Here is a 21,781-nt window from a genome sequence, read left to right as displayed (position 1 = left end):
TAGCAGACTAACCCTGGCCGGCGGCATGTTTATATTCAAACTTATATCTTACCTACCCTTACCTGTCCTTTATCTTTTTACGGATGTATTGTATCTATTTGGCTACCATATTTTGAAATACCGACAAAAAGTCATCATTTCTAATATCCAGCATGCATTTCCTGAAAAGTCACCTCAGGAACATCGGCGTATTGCCAAAAAGTTTTTCCGAAACCTGACCGATTCTTTCGCAGAAATCATCAAGGCTTACAGTATGAGTAAAGAGGAGTTTGACAAAAGAGTGAAAATCAACAACTACAGTCTTGTAAATCAACATATTGAAAGAGCTGAAGTTCTGATCGGAATGACAGGGCACTTTTTTAATTGGGAATGGCACCTATTACAAATGATGGCTAATATTAATAATCGGGTTGATGTAGTCTATACCAAAGTCAACAATCCATTTTTTGAAAAGTTAATGATGAATATCCGCACGCGTTTCGGGGGGCAAATGGTGGAAAAAGGAGCTTTTCAGAGAGACTATCTAAGAAAAAGAAACCAACCTAGAATGATCGTATTAGCGGCTGATCAGCGTCCTGGCAACAGGGATATACGTTACTGGACAGGTTTCATGAACAGGGAAACGGCTTTTTTTGAAGGGGGCGAAAAACTCGCAAAAAGGTTTAACCACCCGGTCCTATACGCCCATGTATCCAAGCCTAGGCGTGGACACTATGTATTTAGCTATGAAATGATGGATGCGCCACCCTACACAGACCAGGCCGAACACAGTATTACCAACCGTTTTATAGCGTTATTGGAAAACAACATCAGAGAGCATCCCGAAATCTACCTTTGGAGCCATAATCGTTGGAAATGGAGGAAGGGGGAGTGAAAAAATTCCCTAAATTTGAAACTTGTTGGAAAAAAGAAGCATGGATTATTTAAAAGGACTCAATCCCCCCCAAAGAGAAGCAGTAGAACATACCGAAGGGCCCCTGATGATCATCGCTGGTGCAGGTTCAGGCAAAACCAGAGTACTCACGTACAGAATTGCCCACTTGATACATGCCAAGGGAGTTGATCCTTTCAATATTCTCTCCCTGACCTTTACAAATAAAGCTGCCGCAGAGATGAAAAACAGAATAGAGCAGCTGATCGGCCTTGAAGCCCGCAATACCTGGATGGGAACTTTTCACTCTACTTTTGCCAAAATCCTGCGGGTAGAAGCTGACAAAATCGGCTATCCTTCCAATTTTTCGATCTACGATGCCGACGACAGCAAATCCTTGATCCGAACAATTGTCAAAGAAATGAAGCTGGATGACAAAGTCTATAAGCCCAACACTGTTTTGTCCAGGATTTCAGGCGCAAAAAACAGATTAATCTCATGGGAAACTTACCTCAATGACCCCTTTATCAAAGCCGATGATGAGGCAGCCATGAAGCCTCGTATGGGTGAAATCTACAGGAATTACCAAAGAAGGCTTTTCAAGGCAGGTGCCATGGATTTTGATGACCTTCTTTTCAATACCAATGTACTCTTTAGGGACCATTTAGATGTATTGAACAAATACCAACAACGCTTCAAGTATGTGATGGTAGACGAGTTTCAGGACACCAACGTCTCTCAATATCTGATTACCAAAAAACTGGCTGCAGTCCACCAAAATATTTGTGTGGTCGGGGATGATGCACAAAGCATCTATGCCTTTAGAGGTGCAGACATACAGAACATACTCAATTTTGAGAAAGATTACCCGGATCTATTTGTCGTCAAGTTGGAACAGAACTACCGATCCACCAAAAATATTGTACAGGCAGCCAACAGTATCATTGCGAAAAACAAGGCCCAACTCAAAAAAGAAGTCTGGACACAAAATCACAATGGTGAACTGATCGAACTGATCAAGGCTTCATCGGACAATGAAGAAGGCCGGATGGTAGCCACCACCATCTTCGAGGAAAAAAACAACAAAAAACTCAACAACAGTGATTTTGCCGTTCTATACCGTACAAATTCACAGTCTAGGTCCATAGAGGAAGCATTGAGAAAAATGAACATTACCTATAAAATCGTAGGTGGACTTTCATTTTATCAAAGGAAAGAAATCAAAGACTTGATGGCTTATATGCGTTTTGTGGTCAACAAAGAAGACGAGGAAGCCTTCAAAAGAGTTATCAATTACCCCAAGAGAGGTATTGGAGATACTACAGTTGAAAAGATTCTGGTAGCGGCATATGAGCATGATATCCCCCTTTGGGAAGTACTGACAAATGCCAATAGCTTTTTAAGCGGGAGGGCAGCCAATGCAGTGGATGATTTTACCACCATGATCAAAAGTTTTGGTATAGAGATGGAGAGAAAGGATGCCTATGAGGCAGCCAATTCCATAGCCAAACAATCCGGGCTTTTGAGAGAATTGTATGAAGACAAAACCATAGAAGGGCTTAACCGCTATGAAAACGTTCAAGAGCTCCTCAATGCCATTAAGGAATACGTGGATAATCCGGAGAATGAAGATAAAAGTTTGGGCGCATTTCTTCAGGAAATAGCCTTGCTGACTGATAATGACAGGGATAAGGACACTACAGATGCCGTCACATTGATGACCATACACTCCTCAAAAGGTTTAGAGTTCAAACAGGTCTTTGTAGTAGGTATGGAGGAAGACCTTTTCCCTTCACAAATGATGATGCAAAGCAGGGAAGACCTGGAGGAAGAAAGAAGACTCTTTTATGTGGCAACTACCAGGGCCATGGAGAAATTATACCTCACCTATGCCCTGACACGTTATAGATTTGGACGCTTACTCAATTGTGAGCCCAGTAGGTTCTTGGAAGAAGTAGACCCAGCCTGTATCCGGGTAAACAAAAGGATGACATCTGCACTATCAGGGGCATTAAGAAATGAATTTTCTGAAGGAAGGTCAGGCTTTATAGGGATCAAAAAACCAGCGAATCGCCCTACGACCACTGCCAAAATCCACACCCCGAGTCCAGATTTTAAACCCTCCAATACAAATAATCTTAAGGAAGGAATGCTGGTAGAACATCCAAAATTTGGTTATGGTAAGGTCACAAAGATAGAAATTGAAGGAATTAACAAGAAAGCTAGCATACAATTTGATAACTTTGGAGAAAAGGTTTTATTACTTAGCTTTGCAAAGCTTCGGATTATAGATTAACGGGCCGACAAAAATGACTTTTCTAATTGGATCGCCCGACTAAAGCATTACTTTATGGACAACATAGAAACAAACAAACATGCCGTAACGCTCAAAGAGTACGGAAAAAACATTCAACGTCTGGCCAATCACATAGCGGGCATGGAAGACCGTGAAAAGAGGACACAGAGTGCTTTTGCATTGGTAGAATTAGTAAAGCAACTAAATCCCCAAATGAAAAGTGAAAATGACCAGAAAATCTGGGATGATATACATATCATGTCGGGCTTTAGTTTGGATGTAGATGGCCCATATCCAAAGCCGGAAAAAGACTTACTTTTTAGAAAACCGCAGCGTGTAGGCTATCCCAAAGGAGAAGTCAAATTCAAACACTATGGAAGAAATATCGAAAAGCTAATAGAAAAAGCCATAGAGATTGAAAATGATGAGGAGCAAGAGATTGCCATCATATATATTGGTCAATTGATGAGGAGTTTTCACTCGACGTGGAATAGGGACAATTTTGATGATGCCATAATCATCGATGATATCAAGACCCTTTCAAAAGGCAAGCTGCATATAGACTTGGAAAAAGTCAGGCAAATGGGCTTGTTTGAAACCAATACACGACGAGATTTTAAAATCCCCTCAGAGACAGAATCAAGCTCCTCAGGAGGAAGAAAGCGATTCAATGGTGGAGATAGAAGAAGAAACGGAGGTCATTCCAAAAAACGCAGATAAATGTCATCATTCAGAGTAAAAGGAGGCTTAAAACTTAAGGGGGAAATTACACCTCAGGGAGCCAAAAACGAAGCCTTGCAGATTCTTTGCGCAGTATTATTGACTTCAGATAAAGTCACCATCCATAAAATCCCGAATATCCGTGATGTCAACAAACTGATTGAACTCCTCACTGATATGGGGGTAAAAACCCAAAAAATTGGTCCTGAGTCCTATGATTTTCAAGCTGATAATGTGGACATCAAATACCTTGAAACAGAAGACTTCCTTAAAAAGGCTTCATCACTAAGAGGTTCAGTAATGATTTTAGGCCCCTTGTTGGCCAGATTCGGACACGGGCGTTTATCCAAGCCAGGAGGTGATAAAATAGGCCGAAGAAGGATGGATACGCATTTTTTCGGTTTTCAGAAATTGGGAGCCGAGTTTCACTACGACAGTAAAAAAGAAATTTATCATATAGACGGTAAAAACCTGAAAGGGGCTTACATGCTATTAGATGAAGCTTCCGTTACAGGAACCGCCAATATCGTCATGGCAGCCGTCATGGCAGAGGGTAAGACTACCATATACAATGCCGCATGTGAACCCTATTTACAGCAATTGTGTGACATGCTCAACCGAATGGGAGCCAAGATTACAGGAATAGGTTCAAATATGCTTCATATTGAAGGTGTGAAGAAACTCAAAGGCACAGAGCATACCATGCTCCCTGATATGATAGAAATAGGCTCTTTTATTGGTATGGCTGCGATGACCCAATCCGAAATCACCATCAAAGATGCAAAAATCCCCCGCCTAGGAATTATTCCTGACACTTTCAAAAGGATGGGGATTAAGATGGAATTCAAAGGAGATGATATTTATATACCTTCCCAAAAACATTATGAAATTGAAACTTTTATTGATGGCTCCATTCTTACTGTAGCTGATGCTATTTGGCCAGGATTTACCCCGGATCTATTAAGTATAGTTTTGGTAACAGCTACTCAAGCTAAAGGAACTGTTTTGGTTCATCAAAAAATGTTTGAAAGCCGTTTATTCTTTGTGGATAAACTGATCGATATGGGAGCCCAAATTATCCTCTGTGACCCACACAGAGCTACTGTTATAGGCCTTGATAGAAAATACCCATTGAAAGGCATTAGAATGACCTCTCCAGACATTAGAGCAGGGGTTTCTCTTTTAATTGCAGCCATGTCCGCAGATGGAACATCCATCATCGACAATATAGAACAGATTGACAGAGGATATCAATACATCGATCAAAGGCTGAATGCACTAGGAGCAGATATCGTACGCATTGATTAAAAATCGTGGTATTTAACCCTATGGTGAATCCAATGGAAATCTGAAACTAAGTCAAGTTGAGTCTGAAGCGCTCGAATCAGAAGAATAAAAAAGAGGTTGTCCGAAAAGGGCAGCCTTTTTTTGACTCAACAAAAATGTCTTTATCCGGTTGAACTTCTGCGGAATGTTGAAACAAAAAAGGCCATCCAAAAATGGATGACCTTTTATCATTTATTGCAATTAATCAAATTATTTTACTTCAAAGCTAACTCTTCTTGCCAATTGACGGGCATCTGCAGAACGCTTATCTACACTAGTATCTTCACCATAACCTTTAACAGTCAATCTGGAAGCATCAATACCAGCTGCTACAAGAATGTCATGCACTGATTTAGCTCTTCTTTCAGAAAGCTTCATGTTGTAATCTTCTGGACCTAGCTCATCAGCGAAGCCTTTCAATTCAACATTTACGCCAGGGTTTCTCTTAAGGAAATTAGCAACATAGTTGATACCAGAAGCTGAGAAGCCTAGTGGTTTAGCACTATCAAATGCAAAGTAAACATTTACATAACCTTCATTGATAGCTTTCTTGAAGTAGTCAATTTCTTTAACTTCTTCAATTGGACAACCGTCATTAGAAGCAGGACCAGGTACAAATGGACACTTATCCAAGTGATCAGGAATACCGTCTCCGTCAGAATCCAAAGTTCTACCATGAGAGTCTACTCTAGCACCTGCAGGCGTATTAGGCTCTTTATCCAAATAATCTGGAACACCATCTCCGTCAGAATCCTTCAACATATCTCTGATTTCTCCGATCTGTTGAGCCAGTTCATCTTTGGTAGCATATTTGTCAGCAGCTACATACCAGTCAGCATGAGTGTCTTTGCTTCCTAGGTAAATGTTCAAACCTAATGTTCCAGTCCACCAAGTACCATTGGTACCGTAGAAACCTGGATCCATTGGTCCAATTGCCGAACCTCCATCAAAAGCAACAGTTTGTCTACCATTAAGAATGGTACTGATATCACCTGTCAAGGCAATTCTTTCGGACAACTTCACCTGACCAGTAAATCCAGCAATAATGTTGTAAACATTATCGTTGAAATCAGTGAAAGCACCGGTTTGAGGTCTAACCTGACCAACACCTGCTCCCATGTGAGCGAGTAAATTAACTCTTCTGGTGAAAGATTCGAAATTCATGATTCTTCCAAGGTTAGCAACACCTTGCAAGTTAATTCTGTGATAATTCGTAGAAAACTCTGGGTTATTGTCCCTAGAAGCTTCACTAAATGAACCGAAACCAAAATCTAGTTTCGCACCGAATTTTTCATTGAACATATAGCGCACACCTAAGTCAGCATGTCCAATGTTGAGTGTTGGTGAGTAGAAGCCTGGAGTCATAGGAGCCATAGCCTTGTTGAAACCACCACCAAACTCGACAGACCACCTGTTGTAGTCAACCTGGGCATTAGCTGCGAAAGCCAATGCACCTGCCATAATTGTTGAGAGTACTATTTTTTTCATAATAAAAAATTTTTTCAAATTTTTTTAAGTGTTTGATTGATTTAACTGCAAATTTATAAACTTCTAACTAATCACAAATGTATATTTTATTTTTAAAACTTTAAACTTTATTCAAATTCTTTTGATTTTTACAGCAATTTTTTTGGACAAACTAAACCATCAGAAATCATGCCAATATGAAAACATTGAAAGAACTACTACAAATTCAAAGCATTTCGGGTGATGAATCTGAGATGAAAGCCTATTTACACAATTATGTTATGAAACGTAAACATGATTGGAAAGTTGCGCCAGAAATCTTTTCAGGTGATGAATTCCATGAATGTCTTTTACTTAAGTTTGGCAAACCAAGGACGGCTGTTTTTGCCCATATAGATACGATTGGGTTTATGGCAAGGTACGAAAATCAATTGATTCCGGTAGGTGGTCCCGAAATTATTGAGGGAACAGTTTTGATTGGAAAAGACGAAATGGGCCCGATAAGGTGTAAACTATTGTGCAGAGATGATCAGCTATACCATGATTTTGCAAGGCCAATTCAGAGGGGTACTAGGTTATCATTTGAACAAAATATTAAAATTGACAACAATTATATCGAGGCTGCCTATTTAGACAATAGGCTTGGGGTATACAATGCATTAAAGCTTTGCGAAACCATAGAAAACGGATGGGTTATTTTTTCAACATATGAAGAACACGGTGGGGGCAGCATACCTTTTTTGTTGAAATTCATCCAAAAATCTGCTCCCATACGCAAGGCACTGATTTCCGACATTACTTGGGTGACAGATGGGATTCATCATGGGGAAGGGGTGGTGATTTCACTCCGTGATAAGTTTATTCCAAGAAAAGCATTTTTAGATAAAGTCGTCAATTTGGCTAAAAAAAGCGGAATCCCCTATCAGTTGGAAGTAGAGGCTATTGGAGGAAGTGATGGACGGGAAATTCAATTTTCCCCATATGCCATTGATTGGTGTTTTATAGGTGCCCCGGAAGACAATGTACATAGCCCCAATGAAAAAGTAGCGCTTCAGGATTTGGAGGCCATGATAGACTTATACCGGTTTTTATTGGCTAATCTATAGGCTTTAGCAACTTAATAGATGCAACAGTATCATTTTTTTATATATTTGTAATGCCCTGTCAAAAGGGCTTTTTTATTAAAATCAATGATTCAGGTCAAAGACAAAACATTTAAGTCCTACATCACTCAATCAGCCATAGAAAAAAGGGTGATGGAAATGGGTAAGGCAATAACAAATGATTATGACGGGAAAAACCCCGTCATCATTGGAGTACTCAACGGGGCTTACATGTTTCTGGCAGACCTTTCTAAATTCATTGGTATCCCCGCTGAAGTCTCTTTTATCAAAATCTCTTCCTACCAGGGAGAAACTTCCACAGGAAAAGTAAAAAAAATGCTTGGGCTTGATACCGACTTGCAGGACAGGCATGTATTAATCGTAGAAGATATCGTCGACACTGGATTGAGCATGGTACATCTCTTGGGCCAGATTTATGAGAAAAATCCAGCATCTGTAAAAACTGTCACCCTTCTTCACAAGCCAGAAGCACTCCAGCATAAAGTTCCATTAGATTATGTTGGATTTGAAATCCCAAACAAATTTGTAGTAGGATATGGACTGGATTATGATGGGTATGGGAGAAACATTTCAGAAATTTATCAACTAACAACCTGATTATACCGGCATTATTATATTGAATCAAAACATTAAAGAGATGCTAAACATCGTATTATTTGGCCCTCCGGGTGCAGGAAAGGGCACACAAAGTGAAAAAATCATTGAAAAGTATCAATTGACACATTTATCTACGGGCGATCTTTTTAGAAAGCACTTGGGAGAAGGTACAGAGCTCGGCAAACTCGCAAGAAAGTATATGGATCAAGGGCATCTTGTTCCTGATGAAGTTGTTATTGGCATGGTAGATGATAAAATAGCAAATACCCCAGATACCAAGGGATTCATTTTTGATGGTTTCCCCAGGACAGTGGCCCAAGCAGAGGCATTGGACAAACTCATGCAAAAGAACAATACCGAAATTTCCGGAATGATTGCTTTGGACGTGGCAGAGGAAGAATTAAAGGAGAGAATAAGAGAAAGGGGTAAAACTTCTGGCAGGGCAGACGATCAGGATGAGGAGAAAATAGCCACTAGAATTAAAGTGTATCTTGATGAGACCCTTCCCGTGGCAGATTATTATGAAAAACAGGGTAAATTTTCCAAAATTAATGGCATAGGTACCATAGATGGTATATTCGAAGACATCTGTACGGTAATTGATCGGTTCTAATCGATAAATTATTGTTACCTTTGTATTCCCATAATTGGCTAGGCTTAAAAGCTTAGCCATTTTATTTTAAAACTAGTGAACAAGTGGCAGATAGCAACTTTATAGATTACGTAAAATTCTGTTCCAGGTCGGGTGCAGGCGGAAGTGGTTCTGTACATTTTCGCAGAGAAAAACATGTACCAAAGGGTGGACCTGATGGAGGCGATGGAGGCCGGGGAGGTCATATCATTTTGAAAGGAAACGCCCAACTTTGGACTTTACTGCACCTAAAATATAAAAAGCATGTCATTGCTGAAGACGGAAAAGGTGGAGAAGGAGGCCGAAGAAAAGGCCGTGAAGGCAAAGATGTTATCCTAGAAGTACCTCTAGGGACTGTAGCCAAGGACGCTGAAACACAAGAGGTCCGCTTTGAAATTACAGAAGACGGTCAAGAAGTCGTTCTAACCCCAGGCGGCAGAGGAGGGCTCGGTAATGATCACTTTAAAACAGCAACCAATCAGGCACCTCATTATGCCCAGCCAGGTGAACCCGGAATCGAAGAATGGATCATCTTGGAGCTGAAACTTTTGGCAGACATAGGTCTGGTAGGTTTTCCCAATGCTGGCAAATCCACTTTGCTATCCACTATTTCAGCAGCTAAACCTGAAATCGGGGATTATCCTTTTACAACCTTGGTACCTAATCTGGGCGTCATTCCCTACAGGGATGATAAATCATTTGTGATGGCAGATATCCCCGGTATTATTGAAGGTGCGGCAGAAGGGAGAGGACTGGGCTTACGGTTTCTAAGACATATTGAAAGAAACTCCATTTTACTATTTATGATCCCAGCTGATGCCGACAGCATTACAGAACAATACAACATACTTCTTTCTGAATTGCAGAAATATAATCCAGAGCTTTTGGACAAAAAAAGGCTCTTGGCCATAACAAAAGCTGATATGCTGGATGAGGAGTTGATGGCAGAAATGATGAAAGATATTCCCAAAGAATTGCCCTCGATTTTTATTTCATCTGTCACACAATTCAATTTAGACAAATTGAAGGACATGTTATGGCAGGCCATAACCAGTCAATAAAGTGTCAGTTTGTCAGGAAAACGCTACTGGCAAATTTATTGATTACTGATAGATATTAAATTTTGATCAAGATGAGTGAGAAAGAAATCATGAATGAAGAGCAAACCACTTCTCAGGAGCAAGATGTGAAACAGGGTGACTTGGATGCTTCCCAAGCAGAAGCAATAAATCCAAAAGACACAATTACATCATCAGTGGAAGAAAAGTTAGAAATCGAAGTAAAAGAGTTAAAAGATAAGTACCTCAGATTATACTCAGAATTTGAAAATTACAGAAGAAGAACTGCAAAGGAGCGTTTAGACCTTATCACCACGGCATCTGAAGATCTGATTCGGGAAATACTTCCTATTATTGATGATTTTGAAAGGGCTTTCAAGGCCAACGAAAAAGAAGAAGATGCCACAAAAGTCAGAGAGGGTAATCAGCTGGTTTTCTATAAGTTGATCAAAACATTAGAAAATAAAGGTGTGAAGGTAATGGATGACTTAATAGGGAATCCATTTAATGCAGATACACAGGAAGCTATTACCCAAATCCCAGCTCCAAATGACGAACTAAAAGGTAAGGTTATAGACGTTGTGGAAAAAGGGTATACTTTGGGCGACAAGGTAATCCGCTACGCGAAAGTAGTAACAGGAGCATAATATAATATCATGGCGAAAAGAGATTATTACGAGGTTTTAGGAGTTTCTAAGGGGGCTTCTCCCGAGGAAATAAAAAAAGCCTATAGAAAACTGGCTATCCAATACCATCCAGACAAAAACCCGGACAACCCAGAGGCCGAAGAAAAGTTCAAGGAGGCAGCGGAGGCCTATGAAGTCCTCAGCAATGCTGAAAAACGTCAACGCTATGACCAATTTGGTCACCAAGGCCTGGGTGGTAATGGTGGATTTGGTGGTGGAGGTATGAATATGGAAGACATATTCTCTCAATTTGGCGATATTTTCGGTGGTGGTGGATTCGATTCTTTTTTCGGAGGAGGACGAGGAGGAAGAAGAACCAAAAAAGGCACCAACCTTAGGGTAAAGCTTAAATTGAATCTTAAAGAGATAGCCAATGGGGTTGAAAAGAAAATCAAAGTAAAACGTCAGGTATTGGCTGACGGAGTAACTTTCAAAACATGTACTACCTGCCAAGGCTCTGGTCAGATCAAAAAAGTAGTCAATACCATGCTTGGTCAAATGGTTTCGGCCAGCACCTGTCATGCCTGCGGAGGGAATGGTCAGATTGTTGACAAAAAACCTGCTGAAGCAGATGGCAGGGGTCTTATCTTAAAAGAGGAGATCATACCCATCAATATTCCTGCAGGTGTCGCAGATGGTATGCAGTTGAGCATGTCAGGGAAAGGGAATGAAACCGCAGGTGGTATTCCAGGAGATTTATTGATTGTTATTGAAGAAATTGAAGATAATGTTCTTCAAAGAGATGGCAATAATGTAGTATATGACCTTTACATCAGTTTCATCGATGCTGCATTAGGATCGCAGATAGAAGTACCCACCATAGATGGAAAGGTAAAAATAAAGGTTGACCCCGGAACTCAGTCCGGAAAAATACTAAGACTCAAAGGTAAGGGTATAAAAGACATTAATGGCTATCATAAAGGAGATCAGCTGATTCATGTCAACGTATGGGTGCCTAAACAATTATCCAAGGAGGAAAAGCAAAGTTTGGAAGCTTTGAGGAACTCAGATAATTTCAAGCCTGATCCAGGGTCAGGAGAAAAAAGTTTCTTCGATAAAATGAAAGAATTCTTTTAAATATTTGGAGCCGGAGTAAATTCCGGCTTTTTTTATGGGGATAATAAACCTTTTGGGATGTAAGACGTAATCAATCCGTATGTTAAATAGATTATCCCTACTATTATGTCTTTTTTTTGGTTGGCAGGCTAACACCTGGGCACAGCTGACCAAAGAGTTCAAGGTAGAAGAAAAGTATGGGTTCAGCTTAGTGCAAGTTGATTTCAATATCTACAAAGGAACTTCAAAAATCGTCAGACATATAGACGATTCACCTATTAAAATTAACTGTGAGTTATCTAAGGTGAATATTCTCCCTGATTTTAGCCATAATATAAAAGATCAGGTATTGTATTCAGAACTTATCCACCGCAATGTAGAGTCTGAAAATTTAGGTAAAAGCCTTTCATATAAATTATTTTCGTCACAAAATGATGACTTTGATCACAAATGGACAGTAAATCTGAATTCCAATTACCTATACGCGCTTAATTTTCAATTTGGGATTGGAAAAGCACACTTTGACCTATCCCAATTACCAATATCCAATTGCCATATAAAATCAGCAAGTGCTGATATCACATTAGATTATAGTAAAAAGAAGGCCAATTCTGTCAAGATGGATACCATGCATATCAGCATCAATATGGGAACCCTCCAGGCCAACCATCTCAATTTAACCAACGCCAAATACATGTTGTTTGAGGCAAATTACGGAAGTTTAAATTTGAATTTTTCAGAAAGCATGCCGGAATCAAGTCAGATCTACGCTACGGTTGGAGCAGGAAAAGTTGACTTACAATTACCCAACGAAAATCAGCCTGCCATTGTCAAAATTAAATCCACTGCCATGTGCAGGACTTCAATTCCAAAACACTGGAAAGACATTGGAAACAAAACCTATGTAAACAAGTCCTACGATGAAAAAGCTGAAAATCTATTAAGCTTGATGATAGATGTCTCTGTCGGATCAGTCACTATCCGATAATTTCAGAACTTTTATTAATTTTAGCCAAATACCAAGGCTTTGAACATTTTAGAAATTCAGCAACTCAACAAATCTTACGGAAATAACAAAGCGTTAAGCAATGTCAACCTATCTATCCCTTCAGGTGGTATTTTTGGCGTTTTGGGGCCAAACGGTGCTGGTAAAACAACATTGATCCGCATAATCAATCAGATTATTGACCAAGACTCCGGAGAAGTACTGTTTAAAAACCAGCCATTAAAAAGAACCCACATAAAGAATATAGGCTATCTGCCCGAAGAAAGGGGGCTATACAAAAAAATGAAGGTTTGGGACCAATTGATCTATTTCACAAGATTAAAAGGTCTGTCTTCTGAGGAGACTAAAAATAAAGTAGAGGCTTGGCTGGAAAGGTTGGAAATCAGCCATTGGAAACACAAGCGCATTGACGATCTTTCTAAGGGTATGGCTCAAAAAGTACAGTTTATCTCTGCCGTACTTCATGAACCGGAACTTCTGATCTTGGACGAACCTTTTTCAGGTTTTGACCCCGTTAATGCTGAACTTATCAAAAATGAAATCCTTTCATTAAAAGAAAAAGGAGTTACAATTTTATTGTCCACCCATAGAATGGAATCTGTTGAACTTCTCTGTGATGAGATCGCCATGTTTAATAAATCTGAAAAAATACTTTCGGGTAAACTAAAATCAGTAAAAAATCAGTTCAGGACCAATACATTTGAGTTGAAAATTAAAAACCCTGACACTTTGAATGTCCCAGCGACATGGCACTGCATGGAAAGCGGCGAGTATCATTCCTACCATATACTCATTGAAGAAGGCAAGGTCAATGAGCTGCTACAACAAGCTTTAGGGATTGGGGAGATTGTCGGCTTTAAAGAAATTCTGCCTAGCATGGAGGAAATATTTATCCAACAGGTTAAAATGCACGAAAATGGATAAAGTTTGGCTTGTCATCAAAAGAGAATACCTTTCCAGAGTACAGAAAAAATCCTTTCTTTTGGCCACCTTGCTGACGCCTTTGATTTTTCCTGCCATAATGGGGATTTTCATTTGGATAGCGTTGGATGATGTGGACCGTCTCTATTTAAGTATAATTGAAGTAGTAGATGAAAATAACCTTTTTTTCATTGAAAGCTCAGAACAATATGCCTTTTCCTTTTCCAATACATCTTTTGAGGAGGCCAAGAGAATGGTTAGGGATGGGGAAAGATTTGGCGCGATCCATATTCCCTCCTTGGACCTTTCCAATCCTTCCGGAATCACATTTTACAGCAGCACCACACCTAGCATCGGCCTAAGAACCTTCATAGAAAATAGTTTAAAAAGAAGAATAGAGGAACAGAAGCTTTTTGAAGCTGGCATAGACCCAGATGTTTTGGATGCATACAGAACTAAAGTGACACTTCAAACGGTGACGCTTGACATTTCAGGAGAAGAAAAAATCTCTGATGCCTCTGTAAACTATATTATCGGCTTCATCTCAGGTATACTGATTTATATTTTCATTTTTATCTATGGTAACCAGATTATGCAGGGGGTAATAGAAGAAAAATCAAGCAGAATCATCGAAATATTGGTTTCTTCTATCCGGCCTTTTCAGTTGATGTTGGGTAAAATCATAGGGATCGGTGCTGTTGGTCTTACCCAGTTTTTAATATGGATAGTTCTAATAGGTTCACTTTCTGCTTTTGTAATGGGCTACTTAGGACTCCAAATGCCACAACAGCAACTGATGGAGTTAGGTAGTCCTGAGTTAAGCGGACAGATGTACCCCGATAATAATGTTTACCAAACCTTTATGGTACTTCAAAGTATCAACTTCTTTCAGTTGATCATGACTTTTATTTTTTATTTTCTTGGTGGTTATCTACTATATGGTGCTTTATTCGCCGCCATTGGAGCTGCAATAGATGCACCATCAGAAGCTCAGCAATTCATGTTACCCATCACAATACCACTTCTTATTGCCTATATGGGTTTATTCATCTTTGTTTTGGATGATCCCAATAGCAATGCATCGTTTTGGCTTTCCATCATACCACTGACTTCACCAATTGCCATGATGGGCAGAGCAAGCTATGGAATCCCTTTTTCAGAGCTATTATTATCAATTGGCCTGCTCATCACGGGATTTATTTGCACTACCTGGCTGGCTGGAAAAATCTATCGCATTGGCATACTGATTCATGGTACAAAGGTAAACTACAAAACAATATGGAAATGGGTCAAATCAGATTAAAACAAAGAGCTTGTATCATAAGTGAAATGAAGGACCTGAGACTTGGCTATATGAAATTTGATTCAGATACCTGCCAGAATAAAAAAGTGGCTGTCTTATAAATAGGGACAGCCACTTTTTTATTCCTCGGCATAATTGAAGCTATCTACCTGCTCCTTTATCCAGTCTTTGTATTTATCCAGTCTGTAGGAAATCCATTTGTCTCTGTATTTACCCGAGCTGTCTATTAAAAACTTAAATGCTGTAGCTGCTTTAGGCTTACTGAGTGCATTGAATAAATCATCCTGAAAATTCCTTTCTTTGACAATCCTGTCTGCAAAAGTTTCCATCATTTGATGTTCCTGTGCAGGCTCCATTTTGGTGAACTCTGCATAATTCTCCGGATTATCATCTATTTCATCCAAAATGTCCTCTTCCTCTGGAGTAAGGTCATAATTGAAATAATCCTCGTCGTCTGGTAAGTGATGAATTTTTTTCTTATCCAACTGGTAAAAACAGATCATCCCTTTAAGCAGCTGAGCCGCTATATTTTCAACTTCTTTTTCAGATAGGGTTAGCATTTGAAACAAATCATAAAATTTTGAGAAAATTAACTATCTGTCAATTAAAATCAAACTCTTTTTTCGACTCAGTTGAGTCTATTTATTTTCCTCAATCAGACTTTCCAATACACTGATATCCAAATCATGTCCTCCTGAATAACTTACTTTGTCGGCAGTAACGCCTAAAGCACTGATCAGGGCTTCCTGCTTTTCTAAGGATTCCTGGGTAATGATTTCATCCTTATCACCTATTGCGAGATAACATTTGCTACCATTCAATTTCTGAGCTGTTGTGACGGGATGTAAATCATGGGCAAACCCGCCGCCCCACAACACCAAAGTTTTGACCGGATATTCAAGCTGACTCACCCATCTTGTAGCAGTAGCTGCCCCCTGTGAAAAGCCAAGTACTTTTAAGAGAGGTTTATGGGTGTACTTAACCAAAATAGCCTCCAAGAGGGTATTAAGATAATTAATATTGTTTGCTATGGCTGATTCCCTTTCATGTTTGGTCATCCAGTTAGACCCTACCCGACCGGAAAACCCCTCCAAATACGCATAATTGGTGGCTTCAGGAACTACGATCAATCGTTCATCACTGAAGATGGGACGTAGTTTTTTAAGAAAATATTCCGAAAGTTGCCCATATCCATGTAAAGCAAATAGGATTTCTTCTTCCTTTCTGTTCACCAAATGAGATAGCCGATAATGGGCTTGGTGTTCGTATCTGACAATGTTTTTCATTAGGCATTTAAATCGTTGAATCTAAAGGGCAACAAGGCCTCAATGCTTTGTGCCAATAAGAGATCACCGTTAGGACTTAACATCATGATCTGAATAGGGGCATCGAACTTCACTTCATATTCATTGATGGTTTGCCTACACAAGCCACAAGGCGTCACAGTGGCATACCTTCCTGCCTCCCTCTTTTTTGCAACAATAATGATCTTTACGGGCCTGGATTCAGGGAAGTTGCCTATAGCATAACTTAAAACAGCCCTTTCAGCACAGACGCCAACAGGAAAAGATACGTTTTCCTGATTATTGGCAGCAAACATTTTACCATTGTCCAAGAGTAAGGCTGCACCAACCAAAAAATCAGAATATGGAGCATGCGCCTTATGCATGATTTCTTTGGCCATTTCTGTTAAAACCCGATCTTGATCGGACCATTCATGAGGTGGATAAACCTCAAGAAACACTTTCATCTCAATCTTTTGACGCATAATTTTCCATTAAAAAGGGATTCAATTAACGAAAAAAAAATCGGAAAGTTCCCTAGAATCTAATTTATAGCTACTGGCTTTTGCTGCTGATACTTTTTTACCAACTTGTAGATTCAATTTAATATCACTGACGCGATGCAAAAAATACTGATTTTCGGAGCTGGTAAATCCTCTACATACCTGATTGAATATTTATTGAATTCGGCAATCGACAAAAAAAGACAGGTAATTGTAGCAGATATTCAACTGGAAAATGCCCAGCAAAAAGTGAAAGATCATCCTGCTGGAAAAGCAATAGAAGTGGCCATAGATCATGAGAAATCCAGGAGAAAGTTTATTGCCGAGGCAGACCTTATCGTATCTATGCTTCCCGCTTTTATGCATCCCATAATTGCAAAAGATTGCCTTGATTTAGGTAAGCATTTTTTTACTGCATCTTATGAGTCAGAAGAATTGCGAGCCATGAAAGCTGACATTGAGTCCAACAATCTTCTTTTTTTGAATGAATGTGGGTTGGACCCAGGGATTGACCATATGTCCGCTATGAAAATCATCGATGATGAAAAAAAGAAAGGACATAAAATCGTAGCCTTCAAATCCTTTACAGGCGGGGTTTTGGCCCCTGAAAGCGAAGACAATCCATGGAAATATAAATTTACCTGGAACCCGAGAAATGTGGTATTGGCCGGTCAGGGCATGTCAAGATTTATCCGTAATGGAAAATACAAATACGTTCCCTACCACATGCTGTTCAGGAGATTGGAAAAAATCCATTTTGAAGAAGTTGGTGAATTTGAAGGTTATCCCAATAGAGATTCATTGACTTACAGAACTGTTTATGGTTTAGAAAATATACCGACACTGCTGCGGGGAACTTTAAGAAGGGCGGGGTTTTGCAGGAGCTGGGATGTATTCGTGCAGCTTGGAATGACCAATGATACTTTTGAAATGGATCTACCGGAAGGTTTTACTTATAGGGAGTTTATCAATACTTTTTTACCCTACCATGAATCCAATCAGGTAGAGGAAAAAATCAAGGATTTATTGCCTTGGGTAAATGAAGAAATATTGGATAAAATAAAATGGCTTGGCTTATTAGATAATAAGCCCATGACAAAAACCAAGGGCAGCCCAGCTAGCCTACTTCAGGATTTATTAGAAGTGAAATGGGCGCTCAAACCAGAAGACAAAGACATGATCGTCATGCAGCACTTATTTGATGTAGAAACCCCATCTGGCATCAAAACCATCACCTCAAGCTTGGTGTGCAAAGGAGAAGACCAGATATACACCGCCATGGCCAAAACCGTGGGGTTACCCTTGGCGATTACCATAGATTTATTCCTGGATGGATTGATCCAGGCCACTGGTCTGAAACTGCCCATTTCTTCAGATTTCTATGAACCAATCCTCCAAAAACTCAAAGAGGAAGGCATTGTTTTCAAAGAAACTTCTGAATTAAAAAAGGCTTAATTCGCAGGTGGATTCCAAAATGGGGGAGGGTTAATTGAGGCATTGGGTACCAGCCTGCAATCATCTGGAATTATTCTTGGGGTTGCGCGAAACTCCAAATCCGCGTTGTTGATATATAACACCTGAGACTGTACATCTGCAGCAATAAAATATCCAAGTACCAGTTCATTTGGATCATCTAAACTGATCATATTTCCCCTAATATTTGCAGGTGGTTGATCAAAAACACTCCCTGTAATGCTCAGTTGCTGATCGACTAACTTAAGGAAACGGTGGGCTTCTGGAGATATGCCCATTTGAAGCACTTCTGTTCTGAAAGTTCTCCTAAACCTGGTACCATTGTCTTCAATGAAAGTAATGATTTGTGAAGTTTCCAGCCCATTGAAGTCCTCATCTGAGGCTATGCTAAAATCCCGTAGCCGGTTATTTTCAGTCAAATAACAAATATCACAGCAGTCTTTTGGGTTGGGTCCTCTCGGATTAGTAGGATGAGTGGGAGGGTTGGTGAATAATTCAGGATTGGCCACCACCACATAAGTCCCGGGCTTGGTCCTCCAATAATAATAATTATTTTGTTCTTCCGGATCCTTGAAATGCGCCACCAATTGCACCCCTACCCGATCCTGTAATCTGTTTTCGGTGGCAATCTGCACACTTCTAATCGAAACAGAATCAATGGGAGCCACAGGGTTGACCCTTTCTGGGAAAGAGGTATATTCTCTACCATTCAATAAGCGAATCTGCAAGGTATAGCTTAAACCGATACGGGCAGCAAATCCAGCTGGCGTTTGGTATTCACCTGGTTCAATCTCTTCCAAAAAGGTCACCAATCCCTCTGAATCCCTCACAATCACCTGCGCTTGTCTTACAGGCCTGATCAAACCTTCAAAAACTGATCCATAGGTATCTGTACGGGTCAACTTGATTACATGCGGACCTGGCATGGTATTGATAAACCCTTCAACGGTAAGCAGCTGTTCCCCTTCCTCAAGTCCGATATTGTATGGATCAATGCAGGAAAGAGGTATCAATAAGCATATAACTAGTAATCTTTTCAACATGTACTTTAGAATTTAAGGGAATAACTCAATGTGGGTAGTGGTACCCCAAGAATTGCTAATCGGTAAGCTTGTGGCGGTGATCCAGGCTGATCAGCAAAAAATATGGAGAATGGGTTTTTTCTTCCATAAACATTCATCACGGCAAAGGTCCAATCGCCATCATAAAACTTGCCTTTGCCTTCAAATTTAAAATTTAGAGATAAATCGAGCCTGTGAAAATCTGGAATCCTTTGCAGGTTTCTATCTCTGAAAAAGGCTAAAGAATTCCCTGCAAAATCAAATTTTGCTTCAGGGAAAGTTACAGGTCTACCGGTACTGTAAAAGAAAGTGGCAGACAAAGAAGTAAAGGAACTGAGCTTGTAATTTCCTATTAGGGTCAGGTCATGGGGCCTGTCAAAATTGGAAGGAAACCAATTCCCATCGTTGATTATTTCCTCCTCAAAGGGAGTAATCACCCTTCTGAGCGCCCTTGAGTAGGTATAGCTAGCCCAGCCTGTAGCTCTACCCAGATTTTTCTTCACATACATCTCTACGCCATAAGCTTGGCCTTGCCCTGGTATGATTTCAGTTTCTAGATTATTTTGGAGCAATAGCCTGGCACCATCCTTATATTCTACCACATTTTGAATGTCCTTATAATATACCTCTACAGAAGTTTCGAAAATGTTTCCTTTGAAGTTTTTATAGATACCTAGAGAGTACTGATCTACAATCTGAGGCCTTAAAAACTGATCACTCAATTTCCAAACATCCGTTGGGGCAATCGTGGCCGTATTGGAAATTAAATGGATAAACTGATACATTTTATTATAACCTGCTTTTATGGAAGTCCTAGGATCTATAGAATAACGCATAGATACTCTAGGCCCCCAGCCATCATAAGTTTGAATCAATTCCCCATCCTCATAAGTTCTTTCTCCAATGACATTCGCACTGTTTATGGGAAGATTCGGAGCATATTCTCTAACGGTTCTAGGACCAAAATATTGATAAATATCATAACGAATTCCATAAGAAAACCCGAGTTTCTCCCCTACCTCAAAATCATGCTGAAAGTAAAAACCTGACTCATTGGCATATTCATTCTGTACCTTTTGTGGTAATACCCCTGACTCACCATTGCCTCCTGGAATCAATTCTCCAGGTTGAATGGTGATTCTTTTGGTATCCCCTCCAAAACTGATACTGTTTCTTTCACTGAAATTATACCTGAGATTTAGCCTAAGTCCGGTATCAATAATGCCTGATAACAGGTCAAAATTATTAATTCCGGATTGATTGAAAATACTAAAATCGTACAGGGTGTGGAAACCTATCAAATCCACCTCGGTTTTTTCACCAAATCTTCCAGAATAATGAACGGATTGACTTTGATTCGTCCGGGAAATGGTCGTGTCTGAAGCCAAAGCAAAATCATCATAACTTCGATAAAAACTGTACGTAATGTTGTGATTTTCATTGATCTCGCCATAAATAATACCATTGACATCATTGAAATTAGCCTGACTGGTTCTTAATTCTGGATTATTGAGAGAATTCAACAACCAGTTGATATAGGAACCTCTAAAACTTAATTGGGCAGAAACAACATCTTTGACGATGGGACCGTTGACTGAGGCTTTACCAGTAACGGTACCTACCATCATATCCCCCCCCCATCTGGTGAGACTTCCTGATTTTGGTGCTATATCCAAAATGGATGAACCTCTACCCCCAAATCTTGCAGGGATAATAGCCTTATAAAGGGTAAAATCATTGACTACATCAGGGTTAAATGCTGTAAATAACCCAAATAAATGCGAAGGGTTGTAAACAGGTGCACCTGCAAACATGATCAAATTCTGATCAGCACCTCCACCCCTAACATTAAGACCTGAGGAGGCTTCTCCCACTTGAGAAACTCCGGGCAATGTAGCCACAGACCGAATAATATCCACTTCTCCCAAAAATGGAGGCAACTCCTTCAGGGTATTCATACTGACACTGATGGCACCCATCTCCGTACTTCTGATATTCTTTTCGGGATCTCTGCCAAAAATCACCACATCATCCAAGGTAAAATCCTCTTGGATCATGGTGATATTGATCCTTCCCTCCCCTACAGCTACAATTGGATAGATTACAGTTTCATAACCTACATACCTGAATTCAAGGATATATTCTGCCCTATCCAACACCAGGTTAAAATTTCCATTGGTATTGGTAATTTCAGTTTTGTTTATTTCCCGGACAGTAACAGTAGCGCCAACAAGGGCCTCTCCAGTGATCTGATCAATAATCCTTCCACTGATTTTAAGATTTTTCAATTCACCGATATCACGGCCTACAACATTCCTCGTTTGGGAAAACCCTTGAAAAATAAAAATCAAAACCAATGAAAGTATTAATAGTAGTTTTATTTTCATATTGACCTTATT

General features: G+C 39.8%; 20 protein-coding genes. 14 read left to right on the top strand and 6 right to left on the bottom strand.

Features of this window, described 5'->3' with window-relative positions; translation table 11 throughout:
- The first annotated feature begins 25 nt into the window (after positions 1 to 25).
- Genes B879_RS06575 through murA form a run of 4 tightly spaced genes read left to right on the top strand, consistent with a single transcriptional unit; the run spans position 26 to position 5,195 of the window.
- A complete protein-coding gene (locus tag B879_RS06575) occupies positions 26 to 874 on the top strand; it encodes a lysophospholipid acyltransferase family protein (RefSeq protein ID WP_009184375.1) in 849 nt (282 codons plus the stop codon).
- Between the two features lie 40 nt (positions 875 to 914).
- Positions 915 to 3,167 (top strand): ATP-dependent helicase, encoded by a 2,253-nt coding sequence (locus tag B879_RS06570; protein ID WP_009184374.1) that lies wholly within the window; start codon positions 915 to 917, stop codon positions 3,165 to 3,167.
- Positions 3,168 to 3,221: 54 nt separating this feature from the next.
- A complete protein-coding gene (locus B879_RS06565; RefSeq protein WP_009184373.1) occupies positions 3,222 to 3,887 on the top strand; it encodes a DUF4290 domain-containing protein in 666 nt (221 codons plus the stop codon).
- Entirely contained in the window at positions 3,888 to 5,195 is a 1,308-nt protein-coding gene (gene murA, locus B879_RS06560) for a UDP-N-acetylglucosamine 1-carboxyvinyltransferase (protein WP_009184372.1), read from the top strand.
- A 228-nt stretch (positions 5,196 to 5,423) separates the two neighbouring features.
- Here murA and B879_RS06555 read toward each other — a convergent pair whose 3' ends face one another.
- A complete protein-coding gene (locus tag B879_RS06555) occupies positions 5,424 to 6,701 on the bottom strand; it encodes an OmpA family protein (protein WP_009184371.1) in 1,278 nt (425 codons plus the stop codon).
- A 176-nt stretch (positions 6,702 to 6,877) separates the two neighbouring features.
- Between B879_RS06555 and B879_RS06550 the strand changes: the two genes are divergently transcribed.
- From B879_RS06550 to B879_RS06510, 9 genes are all read left to right on the top strand, one after another.
- A complete protein-coding gene (locus B879_RS06550) occupies positions 6,878 to 7,786 on the top strand; it encodes a M20/M25/M40 family metallo-hydrolase (RefSeq protein WP_009184370.1) in 909 nt (302 codons plus the stop codon).
- Between the two features lie 84 nt (positions 7,787 to 7,870).
- Positions 7,871 to 8,401, top strand: coding sequence for a hypoxanthine phosphoribosyltransferase (hpt, locus tag B879_RS06545; protein ID WP_009184369.1), 531 nt, complete (start codon positions 7,871 to 7,873; stop codon positions 8,399 to 8,401).
- Between the two features lie 40 nt (positions 8,402 to 8,441).
- Complete coding sequence (locus B879_RS06540; RefSeq protein ID WP_009184368.1) at positions 8,442 to 9,014, top strand: adenylate kinase; 573 nt, start codon at positions 8,442 to 8,444, stop codon at positions 9,012 to 9,014.
- Positions 9,015 to 9,097: 83 nt separating this feature from the next.
- Positions 9,098 to 10,093, top strand: a complete 996-nt coding sequence (obgE, locus tag B879_RS06535; protein WP_009184367.1) for a GTPase ObgE — start codon at positions 9,098 to 9,100, stop codon at positions 10,091 to 10,093.
- A gap of 71 nt (positions 10,094 to 10,164) precedes the next feature.
- Positions 10,165 to 10,737: a nucleotide exchange factor GrpE gene (locus tag B879_RS06530; RefSeq protein ID WP_009184366.1), complete on the top strand. Its 573-nt coding sequence runs from the start codon at positions 10,165 to 10,167 to the stop codon at positions 10,735 to 10,737.
- A gap of 9 nt (positions 10,738 to 10,746) precedes the next feature.
- A complete protein-coding gene (gene dnaJ, locus B879_RS06525) occupies positions 10,747 to 11,853 on the top strand; it encodes a molecular chaperone DnaJ (RefSeq protein WP_009184365.1) in 1,107 nt (368 codons plus the stop codon).
- Positions 11,854 to 11,932: 79 nt separating this feature from the next.
- Complete coding sequence (locus B879_RS06520; RefSeq protein ID WP_009184364.1) at positions 11,933 to 12,820, top strand: toast rack family protein; 888 nt, start codon at positions 11,933 to 11,935, stop codon at positions 12,818 to 12,820.
- A gap of 39 nt (positions 12,821 to 12,859) precedes the next feature.
- Positions 12,860 to 13,762, top strand: coding sequence for an ABC transporter ATP-binding protein (locus tag B879_RS06515; RefSeq protein WP_009184363.1), 903 nt, complete (start codon positions 12,860 to 12,862; stop codon positions 13,760 to 13,762).
- A complete protein-coding gene (locus tag B879_RS06510; RefSeq protein ID WP_009184362.1) occupies positions 13,755 to 15,062 on the top strand; it encodes an ABC transporter permease in 1,308 nt (435 codons plus the stop codon). Before B879_RS06515 ends, B879_RS06510 begins: the two co-directional genes overlap by 8 nt.
- A gap of 119 nt (positions 15,063 to 15,181) precedes the next feature.
- On the opposite strand, the gene B879_RS06505 is transcribed toward B879_RS06510, so the two are convergent.
- From B879_RS06505 to B879_RS06495, 3 genes are all read right to left on the bottom strand, one after another.
- Positions 15,182 to 15,622, bottom strand: coding sequence for a UPF0158 family protein (locus B879_RS06505; protein WP_009184360.1), 441 nt, complete (start codon positions 15,620 to 15,622; stop codon positions 15,182 to 15,184).
- Between the two features lie 78 nt (positions 15,623 to 15,700).
- Positions 15,701 to 16,348: an alpha/beta hydrolase gene (locus B879_RS06500; protein WP_009184359.1), complete on the bottom strand. Its 648-nt coding sequence runs from the start codon at positions 16,346 to 16,348 to the stop codon at positions 15,701 to 15,703.
- Positions 16,348 to 16,830 carry a cytidine deaminase gene (locus tag B879_RS06495; RefSeq protein WP_009184358.1) on the bottom strand — a complete coding sequence of 161 codons (483 nt, stop codon included), beginning with the start codon at positions 16,828 to 16,830 and terminating at the stop codon, positions 16,348 to 16,350. The genes B879_RS06500 and B879_RS06495 overlap by 1 nt, the downstream gene beginning before the upstream one ends.
- Positions 16,831 to 16,965: 135 nt before the next feature.
- On the opposite strand from B879_RS06495, the gene B879_RS06490 reads away from it, so the two are divergent.
- Positions 16,966 to 18,303: a saccharopine dehydrogenase C-terminal domain-containing protein gene (locus B879_RS06490; RefSeq protein ID WP_009184357.1), complete on the top strand. Its 1,338-nt coding sequence runs from the start codon at positions 16,966 to 16,968 to the stop codon at positions 18,301 to 18,303.
- Here B879_RS06490 and B879_RS06485 read toward each other — a convergent pair.
- Together B879_RS06485 and B879_RS06480 are read right to left on the bottom strand one after the other, a co-directional pair.
- Entirely contained in the window at positions 18,300 to 19,364 is a 1,065-nt protein-coding gene (locus B879_RS06485) for a DUF4249 domain-containing protein (protein ID WP_009184356.1), read from the bottom strand. The two genes, B879_RS06490 and B879_RS06485, sit on opposite strands and share 4 nt — an antisense overlap.
- Before the next feature lie 5 nt (positions 19,365 to 19,369).
- Positions 19,370 to 21,769: a TonB-dependent receptor gene (locus B879_RS06480; protein WP_009184355.1), complete on the bottom strand. Its 2,400-nt coding sequence runs from the start codon at positions 21,767 to 21,769 to the stop codon at positions 19,370 to 19,372.
- Positions 21,770 to 21,781: the final 12 nt, after the last annotated feature.

The sequence above is a fragment of the Cecembia lonarensis LW9 genome, from assembly GCF_000298295.1.
Classification (GTDB): Bacteria; Bacteroidota; Bacteroidia; order Cytophagales; family Cyclobacteriaceae; genus Cecembia; species Cecembia lonarensis.
Note: the sequence above shows the minus strand (reverse complement) of the source record. Positions and strands in the feature narration are given on the sequence as shown.

Excerpts from the sequence above, each read along its gene's own strand:
- B879_RS06520 (WP_009184364.1), top strand. The coding sequence starts at position 11,933 with ATGTTAAATAGATTATCCCTACTATTATGTCTTTTTTTTGGTTGGCAG.
- hpt (WP_009184369.1), top strand. The coding sequence starts at position 7,871 with ATGATTCAGGTCAAAGACAAAACATTTAAGTCCTACATCACTCAATCA.
- B879_RS06565 (WP_009184373.1), top strand. The coding sequence starts at position 3,222 with ATGGACAACATAGAAACAAACAAACATGCCGTAACGCTCAAAGAGTAC.
- B879_RS06575 (WP_009184375.1), top strand. The coding sequence starts at position 26 with ATGTTTATATTCAAACTTATATCTTACCTACCCTTACCTGTCCTTTAT.
- B879_RS06500 (WP_009184359.1), bottom strand. The coding sequence starts at position 16,348 with ATGAAAAACATTGTCAGATACGAACACCAAGCCCATTATCGGCTATCT.
- B879_RS06530 (WP_009184366.1), top strand. The coding sequence starts at position 10,165 with ATGAGTGAGAAAGAAATCATGAATGAAGAGCAAACCACTTCTCAGGAG.
- B879_RS06490 (WP_009184357.1), top strand. The coding sequence starts at position 16,966 with ATGCAAAAAATACTGATTTTCGGAGCTGGTAAATCCTCTACATACCTG.
- murA (WP_009184372.1), top strand. The coding sequence starts at position 3,888 with ATGTCATCATTCAGAGTAAAAGGAGGCTTAAAACTTAAGGGGGAAATT.
- dnaJ (WP_009184365.1), top strand. The coding sequence starts at position 10,747 with ATGGCGAAAAGAGATTATTACGAGGTTTTAGGAGTTTCTAAGGGGGCT.
- B879_RS06550 (WP_009184370.1), top strand. The coding sequence starts at position 6,878 with ATGAAAACATTGAAAGAACTACTACAAATTCAAAGCATTTCGGGTGAT.
- B879_RS06555 (WP_009184371.1), bottom strand. The coding sequence starts at position 6,701 with ATGAAAAAAATAGTACTCTCAACAATTATGGCAGGTGCATTGGCTTTC.
- B879_RS06540 (WP_009184368.1), top strand. The coding sequence starts at position 8,442 with ATGCTAAACATCGTATTATTTGGCCCTCCGGGTGCAGGAAAGGGCACA.
- B879_RS06485 (WP_009184356.1), bottom strand. The coding sequence starts at position 19,364 with ATGTTGAAAAGATTACTAGTTATATGCTTATTGATACCTCTTTCCTGC.
- B879_RS06505 (WP_009184360.1), bottom strand. The coding sequence starts at position 15,622 with ATGCTAACCCTATCTGAAAAAGAAGTTGAAAATATAGCGGCTCAGCTG.
- B879_RS06510 (WP_009184362.1), top strand. The coding sequence starts at position 13,755 with ATGGATAAAGTTTGGCTTGTCATCAAAAGAGAATACCTTTCCAGAGTA.
- B879_RS06480 (WP_009184355.1), bottom strand. The coding sequence starts at position 21,769 with ATGAAAATAAAACTACTATTAATACTTTCATTGGTTTTGATTTTTATT.
- B879_RS06570 (WP_009184374.1), top strand. The coding sequence starts at position 915 with ATGGATTATTTAAAAGGACTCAATCCCCCCCAAAGAGAAGCAGTAGAA.
- B879_RS06495 (WP_009184358.1), bottom strand. The coding sequence starts at position 16,830 with ATGCGTCAAAAGATTGAGATGAAAGTGTTTCTTGAGGTTTATCCACCT.